The organism is Saccharothrix texasensis (assembly GCF_003752005.1).
Lineage (GTDB): Bacteria > Actinomycetota > Actinomycetes > Mycobacteriales > Pseudonocardiaceae > Actinosynnema > Actinosynnema texasense.
This window is the reverse complement of sequence record NZ_RJKM01000001.1, coordinates 8,396,879-8,412,797: the sequence shown is the minus strand read 5'-3', so window position 1 is coordinate 8,412,797 and position 15,919 is coordinate 8,396,879. Positions and strand designations below refer to the sequence as shown.

Annotated in this window: 9 protein-coding genes; 8 read left to right on the top strand and 1 reads right to left on the bottom strand. The window is 71.6% G+C overall.

Annotated elements, in window-relative coordinates; all coding sequences use genetic code 11:
- Positions 1 to 161 precede the first annotated feature (161 nt).
- From EDD40_RS37765 to EDD40_RS37755, 3 genes are all read left to right on the top strand, one after another.
- Positions 162 to 3,581 carry a ThuA domain-containing protein gene (locus tag EDD40_RS37765; RefSeq protein WP_246038388.1) on the top strand — a complete coding sequence of 1,140 codons (3,420 nt, stop codon included), beginning with the start codon at positions 162 to 164 and terminating at the stop codon, positions 3,579 to 3,581.
- A gap of 86 nt (positions 3,582 to 3,667) precedes the next feature.
- Entirely contained in the window at positions 3,668 to 4,357 is a 690-nt protein-coding gene (locus EDD40_RS37760) for a hypothetical protein (RefSeq protein ID WP_123747118.1), read from the top strand.
- 53 nt (positions 4,358 to 4,410) lie between these two features.
- Positions 4,411 to 5,736 (top strand): ricin-type beta-trefoil lectin domain protein, encoded by a 1,326-nt coding sequence (locus tag EDD40_RS37755; RefSeq protein WP_246038184.1) that lies wholly within the window; start codon positions 4,411 to 4,413, stop codon positions 5,734 to 5,736.
- Between the two features lie 177 nt (positions 5,737 to 5,913).
- Here the strand turns inward: EDD40_RS37755 and EDD40_RS37750 are convergent, their stop codons facing one another.
- Positions 5,914 to 8,793 carry a glycoside hydrolase family 3 protein gene (locus EDD40_RS37750; RefSeq protein ID WP_211348333.1) on the bottom strand — a complete coding sequence of 960 codons (2,880 nt, stop codon included), beginning with the start codon at positions 8,791 to 8,793 and terminating at the stop codon, positions 5,914 to 5,916.
- 197 nt (positions 8,794 to 8,990) lie between these two features.
- Between EDD40_RS37750 and EDD40_RS37745 the strand changes: the two genes are divergently transcribed.
- The 5 genes from EDD40_RS37745 (at position 8,991) to EDD40_RS37725 (ending at position 15,836) form a co-directional block, all read left to right on the top strand.
- On the top strand, positions 8,991 to 10,670 hold the full coding sequence (locus tag EDD40_RS37745) for an ABC transporter substrate-binding protein (RefSeq protein ID WP_170185355.1): 1,680 nt from the start codon (positions 8,991 to 8,993) through the stop codon (positions 10,668 to 10,670).
- Positions 10,667 to 11,614 carry an ABC transporter permease gene (locus EDD40_RS37740; RefSeq protein ID WP_123747116.1) on the top strand — a complete coding sequence of 316 codons (948 nt, stop codon included), beginning with the start codon at positions 10,667 to 10,669 and terminating at the stop codon, positions 11,612 to 11,614. The genes EDD40_RS37745 and EDD40_RS37740 overlap by 4 nt, the downstream gene beginning before the upstream one ends.
- Positions 11,611 to 12,588, top strand: a complete 978-nt coding sequence (locus tag EDD40_RS37735) for a carbohydrate ABC transporter permease (RefSeq protein WP_123747115.1) — start codon at positions 11,611 to 11,613, stop codon at positions 12,586 to 12,588. The genes EDD40_RS37740 and EDD40_RS37735 overlap by 4 nt, the downstream gene beginning before the upstream one ends.
- A 69-nt stretch (positions 12,589 to 12,657) precedes the next feature.
- Positions 12,658 to 13,698 (top strand): LacI family DNA-binding transcriptional regulator, encoded by a 1,041-nt coding sequence (locus EDD40_RS37730; protein ID WP_123747114.1) that lies wholly within the window; start codon positions 12,658 to 12,660, stop codon positions 13,696 to 13,698.
- Between the two features lie 176 nt (positions 13,699 to 13,874).
- The gene (locus EDD40_RS37725) at positions 13,875 to 15,836 is read left to right on the top strand and encodes a beta-galactosidase (RefSeq protein WP_123747113.1); all 1,962 of its coding nucleotides are present in this window, start codon (positions 13,875 to 13,877) and stop codon (positions 15,834 to 15,836) included.
- Positions 15,837 to 15,919: the final 83 nt, after the last annotated feature.

The following is a 15,919-nucleotide window of genomic DNA, read 5'->3' as shown; positions in this document are numbered from 1 at the left end:
GGTCCCGGTGACGACCACCGGGCCGCCGCACCTCCCGCGTACCGCCGCACTTCCGCACACCGCCGCCGCGTAATCCAGTCAGTCGCCTCAAGCGCCCCAGAGGAGTGGCAATGCGACACAGATTCGCGCGCCTGTTTTCGATCATAGGTTGCGTGGTGGTGATGATGGGCCTGGCTTCCGCGCCTGCGCCCGCACACCCCGAAGGGTTCCACGTCCTGCTGTTCAGCAAGACCGCGGCCGGCGCCTACCGGCACGACTCGATCCCCGCCGGGATCACGATGTTCGAGCAGCTGGCAGCCCAGAACAACTGGGAGCTGACCAAGAGCGAGGACTCGTCGGTCTTCAACGACGCCACCCTCGCCACGTTCGACGTGGTCGTCATGCTCCAGACCTCCGGCATGGTGTGGGACAACGACGCGCAGCGCGCCGCGGCGCAGAAGTACCTGCGCGCCGGCGGCGGCTACGTCGCGATCCACAACGCCACGGACATGAACGTCGAGCAGCAGTTCCCGTGGTGGGACCAGGTGCTCGGGATGACCATGACGGCGCACTCGGCGACCGTGTCCGGCACCGCCAAGGTCGCCGACCGCAAGCACCCCTCCGGCGCGGCGCTGCCGGACCGGTGGACGCGCACCGAGGAGTGGTACAACTTCAACCGCTCCGCACGCGGCAACGCGCACGTGCTGGTGACCGCCGACGAGACGACGTACGACCCCGGTTCGAGCCGGATGGGTTACGACCACCCGATCTCGTGGTGCCGCAACTACGAGGGCGGCCGGTTGTGGGCCACCGCCATGGGCCACCAGGCGTCCAGCTACTCCGAGTCGCTGTTCCGCGAGCACATCAAGGGCGGCGTGGAGTCGGCGGGCGGCAAGGTGCAGGCCGACTGCGGGCCCACCGTGTGGAGCAGCTTCGAGAAGGTGACGCTGGACGACAACACCGTCGGGCCGGCCGCGCTGGACGTCGCCAAGGACGGTCGCGTGTTCTACGCGGAGTACGGCGGCAAGGTGAAGATCCACAAGCCGGACACCCGCACCACCGTCACGGCGGCCACCCTCAGCGTCTACACGGGCGGTGAGGACGGGCTGACCGGGCTCGCGCTCGACCCGAACTTCGCCACCACCAAGTGGATCTACCTGATGTACTCGCCGTCGGGCGGCGGCGAGGACATCGCGCGCGTCTCCCGGTTCACCGTGAACGGCGACTCGCTGGACCTGTCCAGCGAGCGGATCCTGATGAAGGTCCCGTCCTCGCGGCAGGCGCCGGAACCGGGCCACACCGGCGGCTACATCGCGTTCGGCCCGAACGGCAACCTCTACATCGGCACCGGCGACGACGTGCAGCCGCACCGCTCCGACGGCTACGCGCCGATCGACGAGCGGCCGGGCTGGTCGAACAACGACGTCCAGGCGACCGCGGCCAACACCAACGACCTGCGCGGCAAGATCCTGCGCATCCACCCGGAGACCAACGGGACCTACACCGTCCCGTCGGGCAACATGTTCGCCCCGGGCACGGCCAAGACGAAGCCCGAGATCTACGCGATGGGCTTCCGCAACCCGTTCCGGTTCTCGGTGCACCCGACGTCGGGCACGATCTACGCGGCCGACTACGGCCCCGACGCGGCCAACGACAACGCGAACCGCGGACCCGGCGGGACGGTGGAGTGGAACGTCATCACCTCGCCCGGCTTCTACGGCTGGCCGTACTGCATCGGCGACAACATCCCGTTCAACGACTACAACTTCGCCACCGGGCAGTCGGGCGCCAAGTTCAACTGCGACCAGCCGGTGAACAACTCGCCCAACAACACCGGCCTGACCACGCTCCCGGCCGCGCGCAAGGCCGAGGTCTGGTACGGCAACGGCGCGAACGGCAACAAGTTCCCGGAGATGGGCAGCCCGTCGGGCGGCGAGGCGCCGGGCGCGTTCCCGATCTACCAGTACGACGCGAACAACCCCTCCCCCACCAAGTTCCCGGCCTACTTCGACCAGACGCCGTTCTTCGGCGAGTGGTCGCGCAACCGGATGTGGGAGTTCCGGGTCGGCCAGGACGGGAAGCTGTTGAAGATCAACGACTTCCTGTCGAACCTGAGCTTCAAGTCGCCGCTGGACATGAAGTTCGGGCCGGACGGAGCGATGTACCTGCTCGAATGGGGTTCCGGCTACGGTCGGGACAACCCCGACTCCGGGCTCTACCGCATCGACTACAAGAGCGGTGACCGCAGTCCGGTCGCGACCGCGACGGCCACGCCCACCTCGGGTTCCTCACCGCTGACGGTGCGCTTCTCCAGCGCCGGCTCCGGTGACCCGGAAGGCGGCCCGGTGACCTACCGGTGGGAGTTCGGCGACGGCGGCACGTCCACCGAGGCCAACCCCTCGCACACCTACACCGCCAAGGGCCAGTTCAACGCCAAGCTGACCGTCACCGACGCCGGCGGGAAGTCCGGCGTGGGCAGCGTGGTCGTGACCTCGGGCAACACCGCGCCGACGGTCAACCTCAGCATCCCGGACGGCGGCATGTTCGGCTGGGGCGACTCGATCCCGTACACCGTCGCGGTCACCGACCCCGAGGACGGCACGATCGACTGCTCCAGGGTGACCACCACCCCCGCGCTGGGACACGACCAGCACGGGCACGACCTCTCGCCGATCCCCGGCTGCACGGGCACGTTCAAGGCCGAGACCGACAGCGCGCACGCCAACCTGAACTCGTTCTGGGTGGCGGCGAGCAGGTACACCGACAACGGCACGAGCGGCGTGCCCGCGCTGGAGGGCAGCCGGAAGGTCCTGCTGCAACCCAAGCGCAAGCAGGTGGAGTACTTCACCGGCTCCTCCGGTGTGCGGGTGGTGTCGCAGTCCGGGGCCGAGTCCGGCGCCCGGGTCGGTGACATCGGCACCAACGACTGGGTCTCGTTCACGCCGTACAACTTCACCGGCATCAACCAGGTGTCCGTCCGGCTGTCCTCGCCGAGCGGCGGTGGGTCGATCGAGTTCCGGACCGGTTCGCCGACCGGGGCGCTGATCGCCACCGTCCCGGTGCCGAGCACCGGCGGTTGGGACAACTACGTGAGCACGTCCCCGGTGAACGTCACCAACCCCGGTGGCACCACCGAGCTGTTCATGGTGTTCCGGACCGGCACGAGCTCCTTCGACGTCGACTCCATGACGTTCAGCGGGAACGGGGTCGGCACACCGGGCACCGGCGGTGGGACCGGGCGCATCGTGGGCGTCGGCGGCAAGTGCGTCGACGTCAACGGCGCCAGCAGCACCGACGGCGCCAAGGTCCAGCTGTGGACCTGCAACGACGGCGCGAACCAGACGTGGACGCGCACCGGGCAGACGCTCCAGGCCCTGGGCAAGTGCCTCACCGTCAACGGCGGCAGCACCGCCGACGGCGCGCTGGTGCAGCTGTGGACCTGCAACGGTTCCGCCGGGCAGAGCTGGTCGTCGCAGTCCGACGGCACGCTCCGCAACGGCTCCAAGTGCCTGGACGCCAACGGCGGCAGCTCCGCCGACGGCACCCAGCTGATCATCTGGACCTGCAACGGCGGCGCCAACCAGCGGTGGACGCTGTCCTGAGCGGGCGGCCCGCGGCACCGGCACGCGCCGGCGCCGCGGGCCTCCGCCGCCGGGTTCCTTCTCACCGCACGGCAAGGAGGAAGGTCATGGGCAGGACCACGTCGGTGGGGCGGGCACGACCGGGCAAGCCCCTCCCCCGGGCCGCGGCGCCGCGGCCACCGTGGAAGTCGGCCACCGCGCTGGTCACCACGTTCGCGCTCGGATTCGCCGTCGCGTTCGTGACCGGCTCGTGGACGTCGGGGCCGGACGCGACGGAGCGGCGGATCGCCGAGCTGACGCAGGCCGAGGCGCAGCGGGACGTCGAGCAGGTCGGGACGTTGATCGACCTCGCCAAGGGCGGCCGGGAACGTCTGACCCCGGTGCTCCAGGCGATGGCCGGGGCGTCTCCCCCGCAGGGCACCGCGACGCCCACGATCGAGGACGTGCGCGGCTGGCGGGAGGTCGTGTCCGCGGAGGTGCAGCGGTACGCGGAGACACCGTCCGCGGGCAACGGGGTCAACGTCGCCCGCACCGGGATGCGGACCGCCGTCGAGCAGCTCGCCGCCGCCGTCGACGGTTTCGCCGCCGCCGTCACCGCTCCCGCGCCGCTGGCGGCGGACCTGCTGACCCTGGCCGGCGCGCAACGCGCGTTGGCGCTGCGCACCTGGTCGGTCGCCGCGCTCCAGCTCGACGTCATCAGCATCGACGCCGGCAAGGGGCACGTGCACGTGTACCTGCCGTCCGGGCCGGACTCCGGCGCGATCCCGGCCGACACGGCCCCCGAGGGCAGCGGGTGACCGCCCGAACCGCCCCATCACCGAGCCACACCGGACAGAACGGAAGCACTCACGTGTCAAAGGACAACCGCCCCCGCCGGCGTTGGGCGCTGATCGGCGCCGCCGCAGCGCTCCTGCTGACCGGCGCGGGCGCCGACGTCGCCGGCGCCGCACCCGCAGCCGCGCCGGCACCCACCTCGTCCGACGTCGTCGCCGCCGCCGCGACCCCCGGGTGCGGCAAGGCGCCCACCCTGCGCAGCGGCACGCACACCATCCAGAGCGGCGGCAAGACGCGCAGCTTCATCCTGAGCGTCCCCGACAACTACGACAACACCCGTCAGCACCGGCTGGTCTTCGGCTTCCACTGGTTGGGCGGCACGATGGACCAGGTCGCCGGGGGTGGAAGCGACGGTGACGTCTACGCCCACTACGGGCTGCGGCGGCTGGCGAACAACACCGCGATCTTCGTCGCGCCCCAGGGCCTCAACAACGGCTGGGGCAACTCCGGCGGCGAGGACGTCACCTTCGTCGACAACATGATCAAGCGGATCGAGGACGACCTCTGCGTGGACACGACGCAGAGGTTCGCCCTGGGCTTCAGCTACGGCGGCGCGATGAGCATCTCGCTCGCGTGCTCCCGGCCGACGGTGTTCCGCGCCATCGCGGCTATCGCCTCGCCCGGTGAGATCAGTGGCTGCGCGGGCGGCACCGCACCCGTCGCCTACATGGGCATCCACGGCCTCTCGGACAACATCGGCGGTGGACGCGCCCAGCGCGACAGGTGGGTGCGCAACAACGGCTGCACGGTCCAGAACCCGCCGGAGCCGGCCCGGGGCAGCAACACGCACATCAGCACCACCTACTCCGGGTGCCGCACCGGGTACCCGGTCGTCTGGGCCGCGTTCGACGGCGGTCACCAGCAGGGACCCGTGGACGGGTGCGCGGGCTGCGAGAGCGGCGCGAGGAGCTGGGTCAAGAACGAGGTGTGGCGGTTCTTCACCGGGGAGCAGCCGCCGACGCCGACCACGTTCCGCCTGCGCGGTGAGGCCGCCGGCCGGTGCCTGGACGTCAACGGGGCGAACTCGGCCAACGGCACCCCGATGATCATCTGGGACTGCAACAGCGGCGCGAACCAGCAGTTCAGCCAGAACGGCAAGGCCCTTCAGGTGCTGGGCAAGTGCCTGGACGCGCCCGCCAACGCCGCCGCGGGCGCACGGGTGCGGATCTGGGACTGCCAGGGCGGCACGAACCAGCAGTGGAACCTCAACACCAACGGCACGATCAGCAACGCCCAGAACGGGCTGTGCCTGGACATCACCGGCGCCGGCACGACCAACGGCACCGCGGTGATCCTGTGGAACTGCCACACCGGCGCCAACCAGCGGTGGGCGCGGGCCTAGCAGCCGGGTTCGGGGCGGTCCGCGAACGCGCGGACCGCCCCGACTCGTCACCACCGACCCGACCGGCGGCCGGATTAGGCAACCGGCACGAGACCGATCGCCGCCCAGCCGGCCGGCACGCGGCCACCCAGCACCCAGCCGGCCGGCACGCGGCCGGCCGGTGTGTCCTGATCGAGGTCAGGCGGGATCCGGTCCTGCCGCGGTCGCTCCACCGTCGGCGGCCGGGGGCGAGGTGGTGAGGCGGAACCCGGCGAGCCGGAAGTCGCCGTGCAGGCTCAGCCGCAGGTCGTGGACCCCGTCCACCGCCCCCTGCAACCGCGTCGCGGCCCTCGTCCACGTGTAGCGGTCGCCCGTCACCGGCACGTCGACCACGCCGAGTGACCGGTCGGCCAGGTGGAACTCCAGCCGTGCCTGCCCCGAACCGGCCACTCGCGCCACCTCGACCTCGACGCCGACCGCGCCGGTCAGGTCCGCGGCGCGGAACAGCAGCGTCGCGGGCAGCGCCGGGTCGACCGGGGCGACCGCGTCACCGGTGGCCCGGGTCGCGTCGACGAGCACGACCCCGGAGTAGTCGTCGAAGTCGACGGCGCGGGTGTCCCGGTCGAGCACAGCGCGGGGCGCGGGGTCCTCGCCGGTGACGGTGAGCCGCGCGACCAGGACGTGGTCCCCGGCGGACCGGGCGACGACGATCTCGTAGTCACCCGGGTCGACGGTGAACGCACCGCGGTCGACGTCCCAGTGGGCGAGCCGGTCGACGGGCAGCCGGAAGGTCAGCGCCTCGCTGTCCCCCGCGTCGACGCGGACCTTGCGGAAGTCGACGAGGCGCAGCCTGGGCGCCTCGTAGCGGGCGGCCGTCGCCCGGGCGTAGACCTGGACCACGTCGCTGCCCGGCCGCGCGCCGGTGTTCGCCACCGTCACCGAGACGTCGAGCGCCCCGTCCTGCGGCACGACCTCCGACGACAGGCGCAGGTCGCGGTAGGCGAAGTCGGTGTAGGACAGCCCGTGGCCGAACGGGTACAGCGGCGCGGTCCGGTGGTACTGGTAGGTCCACCCCGCCTTGATGACGTCGTAGTCGAGCGGGTGGGGCAGGTCGTCGTCGCCCCGGTACCAGCTCTGCGGCAGCCGGCCGGCGGGCTCGGCGTCGCCGAGCAGCACGGCGGCGAGCGCGTGACCTGTCTCCTGCCCGCCGTGGGACGTCCACACCACGGCGGGCAGGTGCTCGTCGGCCCAGTCCAGGGCGTAGGGGTAGCTGCTCGTCACCACCAGGGCGGTGGCCGGCCGGACCTCGGCGACGGCGCGCAGCAGCGCCTCCTGCGCGGCGGGCAGCGAGGTGCCGGTGCGGTCCTGGGTCTCGCGGCCGTTGATGAGCGGGTGGTTGCCCAGCACGACGATCGCGACGTCGGCGGCGGCCGCCGCGGCACGGGCCTCCTGCGCGCCGTCGCGCACGACCTCCCGCGACCAGCGCTCGGCGGCCCCGGGCGTCCCGGCGGTGACGACCACCCGGCCGTCGGCCTGGTCGACCGCCGCGTAACGGCCGGTCAGGACGTTGCGCAGGAGCACCGCGCCGTCGTCGTCCGCGACGGGCTCCAGCACGAACGTCTCGTGCACGTCCCAGCTCTTGACGCGTTCTTCCTCGACGACCAGCGAGCCGTGCCTGGCGCCGAGGTGGCGGCCGGTGTCGGCGGACCGCAGGGTCACCACGTCGTCGCCCCAGTCGGTGACGTCGAAGGCGGTGTCCCCGAGCAGCCGGCCGGTGGTGCGGGAACGCAGCTCGACGCGGTCCTCGCCCGACACCCGGACCACCTCGCCGACCGCCTCGGCCAGCCCGGCGGCGACGGTGACCCGGTACGGCATCGTGCCGCTGTACCAGTCCTCGTGCAGCACGTCGGCGAGCGGGCCGATGACCGCGACGCGGGGCGACGCGGCCCGGTCCAGCGGCAGCAGCCCGTCGTTCTTGAGCAGCACCACGGACTCGGTGGCCGCGCGGGCGGCGAGCGCCCGGTGGTCCGGGTGGTCGATCACGTCGGGACCGATCGAGGCGTACGGGTCGAGGTCCGGGTCGAACTCGCCGAGGCGGAACCGCAGCGCCAACTGCCTGCGCACCGCGCGGTCGACGTCGGCCTCGGTGATCAGGCCGCGGTCCAGCGCCTCCCGCAGCCGCCCGACCGGGGTGTCGCTGTCCAGGCCGTGGTCGGTGAAGCTGTCGATGCCCGCCTTGAGCGCGGCGGCGTGCGACTCCACGTGGTCGTCGAAGTAGTGCTCCAGGTCGACCAGGTTCGACGGCGCCTCCGCGTCGCTGACCACGAACAGCTCGTGCCCGGTCGGTTCGGCCCAGCGGCGCAGCTCGTCCTCGATCAGCGGGCTGACGTGGCACGGGCGGCCGTTGACCAGGTTGTAGGCGGCCATCGCGCCGGTCGCCGCGCCGGAGGCCACCACGGGCCGGAACGCCGCCAGGTCGTACTCGTGCAGCACGCGCGGTCGCACGCCGGAGGAGGTCGTGCAGCGGTCGTCCTCGTTGTTGTAGGCCAGGAAGTGCTTGAGCACGGGCGCGGCGCGCAGGAACCGGGGGTCGTCGCCCGCCATGCCCCGGCAGAACGCCTCGGCCAGCCGTGCGGTGTGCACCGGGTCCTCGGAGTAGCCCTCCTCGTTGCGCCCCCAGCGCGGGTCGCGCAGCAGGTTCACCACCGGCGCCCACGCCTGGAGGCTGGTCGGGGCGTCCCCGTCGGCCGGCGGGCGGTGCCGGTGGAAGGCGCGCAGCTCGACCGAGGTCGCCTCCGCCACCCGGCGCACCAGGTCCTCGTCCCAGGTCGCGCCCAGGCCCACCGCCTGCGGGAACGCCGTGGCGACGCCGAGCCACGACACGCCGTGCAACGCCTCGGAGCCGGTGCGGAAGGCGCCGACGCCCAGCCTCGGTACGGCCGGCGCGTGCTGGTGCAGCATCGCGATCCGCTCGTCGAGCGTGAGCCGGTCGAGCAGGTCATCGACGCGCTTGCGCACGTCCAGGCCGGAGTCGTGGAACGGCAGCCGCTCGGTGGCGGGCAGGGAGGAGGAACTCACGCGGCACAACCCCTTGAGTCTGATCAGGTGAAGCGCTTCAACGCTGACATGGTGTCCGTGAGGCTGTCAATCAGGACGAACGGTCCGCATCTCAGCAGGGAAGTGGCTCTTGCCGTGCGCCACGTCACATGATTAGTCTCCGGCATCGTCTAAGCGCTTCGACACACCGCTTTCAACGTAGAAGGGTGGACCCTGTCATGGGGATTGAGCTGAATCGCCGGAGGTTCCTGAGCGTCACGGCCTCGGTCGCGGGACTCACGGCCATGGGTGGCCTGCTGTCCGCTTGCGGCGGCGGCGTGGAGCAGAAGACCGGCGCGAACAGCGAAGCCCTCAGGTCCGCGCTGCCCAACTACGTGCCCAGCACCTCGATCAACCCGGACATCGCCTCCATCGCCGGCGGCCCGGACGTCCTGACCGACCCCGGCTTCCTGTCCTACCCGTCGAACCGGGTCGCCACCGTGTCCGGCGTGCCGGGCAAGGGCGGCAGGTACACGACCGTCACGCCCCTGTGGGGCACGATCCCGCCCTCGGACAACTCGTTCTACCAGGCGATGAACAAGGCGCTGGGCGTCACGCTCGACATGAAGCCCGCCGACGGCAACAACTACGCCACGATCATCCCCACGATGACCGCCGCCAAGCGGCTGCCCGACTGGATCCAGCTGCCGACCTGGTGGAACTCCAACTTCAGCGTCGGCGAGCTGGCCGGGTCGCAGCTCGCGGACCTGACGCCCTACCTGTCCGGCGACAACATCAAGAAGTACCCCAACCTCGCGGCCATCCCCACGGGCGCCTGGCGGGCCGGCGCCTGGGGCGACAAGATCTACGGCATCCCGTCGTTCTCCAGCGGGTACGTCGTCGCCGGCACCACGTTCTACCGCCGCGACGTCCTGGAGGCCAGGGGCATCACCGCGGACCAGGTGAAGTCCGCCGAGGACCTGATGAACCTGGGCAAGGAGCTGACCGACGCCAAGGGCGGCGTGTGGGCCTTCGACGACGTGTGGACCTACCTGTTCCCGTCGTGGAACGTGCCGCTCAAGTGGCGGGTGGAGAACGGCAAGCTGATCCACAAGTACGACCTGCCGGAGCTGCTGGACGCCCTGGAGTGGCACTACCGGCTCGCGACCTCCGGCTACCTGCACCCGGACGCGCTGGCCGGCAACAACGCCGACGGCAACGTGCGCTTCTACTCCGGCAAGGTGCTCATCAGCGGCGGCGGCACCGGCGTCTGGAACGCGGCCGACCACCAGTCCGGCACGGCCGCCAACCCGAACTTCCGGCGGGGCTCCCTCGACTACTTCACCGCGGACGGCAAGGGCGACCCGCTGGTCGAGATGGGCCCCTCCACCAGCATCATGAGCTACCTCAACAGCAGCCTGAAGCCGGAGCAGGTCGAGGAGCTGCTGGCGGTCGCGAACTACCTGGCCGCGCCGTTCGGCTCGGTGGAGTACACGCTGGTCAACTTCGGTGTCGAGGGCGTGCACCACACCATGGTCGACGGCGTGCCGACCGCCACCGAGGAGGGCAAGAAGAACGTCCAGGCGCAGACCTTCCCGTTCCTGGCCTCGCCGCCCGCCGTGGTCAGCAACCCCGGCTCGGACACCGTCACCAAGGACCTCACCGCCTGGCAGGCCGCGAACGTCAAGCACCTGCGCAAGCCGGTGTTCTGGAACATGAACATCAGCCTGCCGCGGTCGATGGCCACCGCCGACGCGGCGCAAGCCGTCGAGGACGCCATCAAGGACTGCTACCACGGCAAGAAGAAGGTCGCGGAGGTGAAGGAGGCCATCACCACCTGGAAGTCCAGCGGTGGCGGCGACAAGCTGGTCCAGTGGATGGACGAGAACGTGCTGCAGAAGTACGGGACCGGGCAATGAGCTCCGTGACCGCGGAGCCGCCCGCGCGCAGGAACAAGCTGAGCCTGCGGGCGAGGCTGCGGCGGGACCGGTCGCTGCTGCTGATGACCGTGCCCGCCGTCGTCCTGCTCCTGGTCTTCAACTACGTGCCGCTGTTCGGGCTGCTGACCGCGTTCCAGGACTACAACCCGCTGGTGGGGGTGTGGAACAGCGAGTGGGTGGGCTTCGACCAGTTCACCACCCTGTTCGGGGACTCGCTGTTCTGGGGCTCGCTGACGAACACGCTGTACCTCAGCTTCGTGCAGCTGATCCTGTTCTTCCCGATCCCGATCGCGCTGGCCCTGCTGCTCAACTCGGTGCTCAGCGAGCGGTTGCGCAACCTCATCCAGTCCATCGCCTACCTGCCGCACTTCTTCTCGTGGGTGCTCGCGATCACGATCTTCCAGCAGATGTTCGGCGGTGCGGGGCTGCTCAACCAGTTCCTGCGCGGCAACGACGTCAGCACCTGGGACATCATGACCAACCCGGACACCTTCGTGCTGCTGGTCACCTCGCAGGCGATCTGGAAGGAGGCCGGCTGGTCGATCATCGTCTTCCTCGCCGCGCTCGCCGCCATCAACACCGACCTGTACGAGTCGTCGGCGGTGGACGGCGCCGGGCGGTGGCGGCGGCTGTGGCACATCACCCTGCCCGGGATGGCCGGCGTCATCATGCTCATGCTGGTGCTGCGCCTGGGCAACGCGCTCACCGTCGGGTTCGAGCAGTTCCTGATCCAGCGGGAGGCGGTCGGCCACGAGGCGGCCGACGTGCTCGACACCTTCGCGTTCTACTACGGCATCGCCACCAACAACTACAGCTACGGGGCGGCGGCCGGGTTGTTCAAGAGCGTCATCTCGCTGCTGCTCATCTGGGGCGCGAACAAGCTGGCGCACGCCTTCGGCGAAGACGGGTTGTACCGGAAATGACCGAGACGCTCAGCATCGAACGCACCGAGGACCGGCGCGAGACCGCCGGGCGCAGGCCCGTCCGGCAGCGCAAGCGCGCCACCCGGCCGGCCTGGGAGGAGCCCCCGACCGCGGCCGGTCAGACCGCCAAGGGCCTGACCCTGGGCGTGGTCGTGGCGGTGGTCCTGGTGCCGTTGTGGATCATCGTCGTGACCAGCCTGTCCACCCAGGCGGCGGTCAACCGCGCGGGCGGCCTGGTGCTCTGGCCGACCGACGTGACCTTCGAGGCCTACCGCGTGATGCTCGGCGACTCCACGGTGCGCAACGCGCTGCTGGTCAGCCTCGGCATCACCGCGGTCGGCACCGCGGTGTCCATGGTCGTGTCGATCCTGTGCGCCTACGGCCTGTCCCGGTCCGGCTCGGTGGCCCACCGCTTCATCCTGGTGCTGCTGATCCTCACCATGTTCGTCAGCGGCGGCCTGATCCCGACCTTCCTGGTCGTCACCGAGCTCGGCGGCTACGGGCAGTGGTGGGCGCTGATCCTGCCCAGCGCGGTGTCGGTGTTCAACATCCTGGTGCTGCGGGCCTTCTACTCGGACACCTCGGCGGACCTGATCGAGGCGGCGCGGATCGACGGCGCCGGCGACTGGCGGATCCTGTGGTCGATCGTGCTGCCGACGTCACGGGCGGTGACCGCGGTCGTCGCCCTGTTCTACGGCGTGGGCTACTGGAACTCGTTCTTCAACGTGATGCTCTACATGCCGACCGACAGCGAGAAGTGGCCGCTGCAGTACGTGCTGCTGACCTACGTCAACCGGGGCAACGGGCTGCCCGGGTCGGTGAACTCCGGCTTCGGCTCGCAGTTCGCGCAGACCGCGCCGCTGTCGTTGCAGATGGCGGTGGTGGTGCTGACGATCGTGCCGCTGCTGCTGGTGTACCCGTTCATGCAGAAGCACTTCCGCGTCGGCGTGCTCACCGGGGCGGTCAAGGGCTGACCCGGCACACTAGGCGCACGCGGGCGCCGCAGCGGGCCCGGGAAGAACGAGAAAGCAGGAGCATCACGCATGGTGACACTTGCCGATGTGGCCAGGCACGCGGGCGTGTCCGCCAGCACGGTCAGCTACGTGCTCAGCGGCAAGCGCTCGATCTCCGAGGAGACCCGACGCCGCGTCGAGCGTTCGGTGGCCGAGCTCGGCTACCACCCCAACGCCGGCGCCAGGGCGCTGGCCGCGAAGCGCTCCCACATAGTCGCCCTGGTGGTCCCGCTGCGCGCCGACGTGTACGTGCCGATCATGATGCAGATCGCCATCTCGGTCACCGTGACGGCCCGCCAGCACGGCTACGACGTGCTGCTGATCACCAACGACGAAGGCCCGGAGGGCGTGCGCCGGGTCGCGCTGAGCGGGCTGGCGGACGGCGTGATCCTGATGGACGTCGGGTTGGCCGACGAGCGCATCCCGGTGCTGCGCGAGCTGCGCACGCAGGCCGCGCTCATCGGCCTGCCCGACGACCCGAGCGGCCTGTCCTGCGTGGACCACGACTTCGCGGCGGCGGGCGCGTCGTGCGCGGACCACCTGGCCGACCTCGGTCACCGGGAGGTCGCGTTCATCGGGTACGGCTCGGGGGTGTACCAGCGGCACGCCGGGTACGCCGAGCGCACCCTGATGGGCTTCCGGGAACGCGCCGAGGAGCGCGGCCTGCGGTTCGTGCACCGGCCGTGCGAGGGCACCTACGAGAGCACCGCCGGGACGTTGGCCCGCATCCTCGCCGACCGGCCGGACACCACGGGGTTCGTGGTGCAGAACGAGGGCGCGATCGGCCCGCTGCTCAGCCTGCTGCGCATCAGCGGGCGGACGGTGCCCGAGGACGCCTCGGTGATCGCGCTGTGCCCCGAGCTGCTCGCCGAGCAGTACGCGCCCGCGCTGACGGCGGTCACCGGCCCGGCCCAGGAACTCGGCCGGGTCGCCGTCGAGCAGCTCCTGCGGCGGATCACCGCCGCCGGCCGCGACGAGGTGCCGGACGACGAGCTCACCCTGCTCCGCCCCGTCCTGACCGTCCGGGAGAGCACCAGCCAGCACCGCAGCCGGACCCCGAGCTCGTCCTGAGGCCCGCGAGCGGGCTCCTTCCGCGTCCGCCGCCCCGGCCTTCGGGGGCGACGGACCACCACCACCGCCAGGAGCGCCGAATGCACCTCCGCGACCCCGGTCGACGGCGTGCCGACCGAGCGCATCCCCCTGGCCGTGCGCGACGACGCACGGCTGCCACGGCACGAGGAGCAGGCATGACGACCCGGAAGCTGACCGGACGGCTCGACGGGCTCGCGTTCGGCGGTGACTACAACCCCGAGCAGTGGGACGAGGCGGTCTGGGCCGAGGACGACGAGCTGATGCGCCGCGCGCGGGTCAACCTCGCCACGGTCGGCGTGTTCTCCTGGGCCCTGCTGGAACCCGAGGAGGGCCGCTACGACTTCGCCTGGCTCGACGCCCACCTCGACCGGCTGCACGCGGGCGGCGTCGCCGTCGACCTGGCCACGCCGACCGCCTCCCCTCCCCCGTGGTTCACCAGGGCGCACCCGGACGCGCTGCCGGTGACCGCCGAGGGCGTCCGGCTCGTGCACGGCAGCCGCGACACCTACTGCCTCGCCGCGCCGGCCTACCGCGACGCGGCCCGCCGGGTCGCCGCCGCCCTCGCCGAGCGCTACGGCCGGCACCCGGCGGTCGCGCTGTGGCACGTGCACAACGAGTACGCCACGCTCTGCTTCTGCGACCACGCCGCCGCCGCGTTCCGCACCTGGCTGCGCGACCGGCACGGCACGCTGGACGCCCTCAACGAGGCGTGGGGCACGGCGTTCTGGAGCCAGCGCTACCACTCGTGGGACGAGGTCCTGCCGCCGCGCGCCACGCAGTGGCACCACAACCCCGGGCAGTCGCTGGACTTCCGCCGCTTCTTCTCCGACGTGGCGCTCGCCGCCTACCGGGAGCAGCGCGACGAGATCCGCGCGCACAGCGACCGGCCGGTGACCACCAACCTGATGCTGCCCGGCTACCAGAACCTCGACCTGTGGGCGTTCGGCCGCGAGCTGGACTTCGTGACCATCGACCACTACCCGGACCGGCCCGGCCTCGACGCGGCGGCGGACACCGCGTTCGGCGCGGACCGCGCCCGTTCGCTCGGCGGCGGCCGGCCGTGGTTGCTCATGGAGCAGGGCGCGAACACCGTCTACGCCGAAGGCCGGGTGCTGCCGAAGGACCCGGGCGACATCTTCCGGCACACGCTGGGCCACATCGCGCGCGGCTCGGACGGCGCGTTGTTCTTCCAGTGGCGCCAGTCGAAGGCGGGCGCCGAGACGTGGCACTCGGCGATGGTGCCGCACGCCGGACCGGACAGCCGGATCTTCCGCGAGGTGCGGGCGCTCGGCGAGGCGGTCGCCCGGCTCGCCGAGGTGGCCGGGTCGACCGTGACCGCCGAGGTGGCCGTGCTGCACGACGCCGAGGCGTGGTGGGCGTCGGAGGCGGACGGCCTGCCCTCGCCGGAGCCGGGCTACCACTCGATGCTGCGCCGCGCGCACCGGGCGTTGTGGGACGCGGGGGTGGTGACCGACTTCGCCCACCCGGAGCACGACCTGAGCCGCTACCGGCTGGTGCTGGCGCCGGCCCTGCCGCTGGTGACCGACGCGGGCGCGGCGAACCTGCGGCGTTACGTCGCCGGCGGCGGCACCCTGCTCCTGCAGCACTTCGGCGGCGTGGTCGACGAACGCCCCCACGCCCGGCTCGGCGGCTACCCGGCCGGGCCGCTGCGCGAAGCCCTCGGCGTCCGGGTCGAAGAACCGCGCCCGTTGCGGCAGGGGGAACGCGTCGCGCTGTCCGACGGCGCGCACGGCACCGCGTGGAGCGAGTACCTGCGCCTCGACGGCGCCGAGGCCGTCTCCGCCTACACGCACGGGATGCTCGCCGGCCACCCGGCGCTCACCCGCCACTCCTTCGGCGACGGGCGCGGCTGGTACCTCTCCACCGTCCTCGACACCGGCGACTACGGCGCGCTGGTCCAGCGGCTCCTGGGCGAAGCCGGCGTGGTCCGCGAGTGGCCGCCCGGCGTGGAGGCCGTCACCCGGGGCGCGTGGCGCTTCCTGCTCAACCACGGCGGTGACGCCGTCCCGCTCCCCCGGGCCGCGCACGACCTGCTCACCGACGGCCCGCTGACCGAGCTGCCGCCGCACGGCTGCGCCGTGCTCCGGATGCCCTGACCCCCACCCGACCCCGTCGACCGCACCGTGCGCCGCGCCGCACCGGTGCGCTGGAGCGCGCCCCGACCACGAAGGACCTGATG

Excerpts from the sequence above, each read along its gene's own strand:
- EDD40_RS37760 (WP_123747118.1), top strand. The coding sequence starts at position 3,668 with ATGGGCAGGACCACGTCGGTGGGGCGGGCACGACCGGGCAAGCCCCTC.
- EDD40_RS37745 (WP_170185355.1), top strand. The coding sequence starts at position 8,991 with ATGGGGATTGAGCTGAATCGCCGGAGGTTCCTGAGCGTCACGGCCTCG.
- EDD40_RS37730 (WP_123747114.1), top strand. The coding sequence starts at position 12,658 with ATGGTGACACTTGCCGATGTGGCCAGGCACGCGGGCGTGTCCGCCAGC.
- EDD40_RS37740 (WP_123747116.1), top strand. The coding sequence starts at position 10,667 with ATGAGCTCCGTGACCGCGGAGCCGCCCGCGCGCAGGAACAAGCTGAGC.
- EDD40_RS37765 (WP_246038388.1), top strand. The coding sequence starts at position 162 with ATGATGGGCCTGGCTTCCGCGCCTGCGCCCGCACACCCCGAAGGGTTC.
- EDD40_RS37735 (WP_123747115.1), top strand. The coding sequence starts at position 11,611 with ATGACCGAGACGCTCAGCATCGAACGCACCGAGGACCGGCGCGAGACC.
- EDD40_RS37725 (WP_123747113.1), top strand. The coding sequence starts at position 13,875 with ATGACGACCCGGAAGCTGACCGGACGGCTCGACGGGCTCGCGTTCGGC.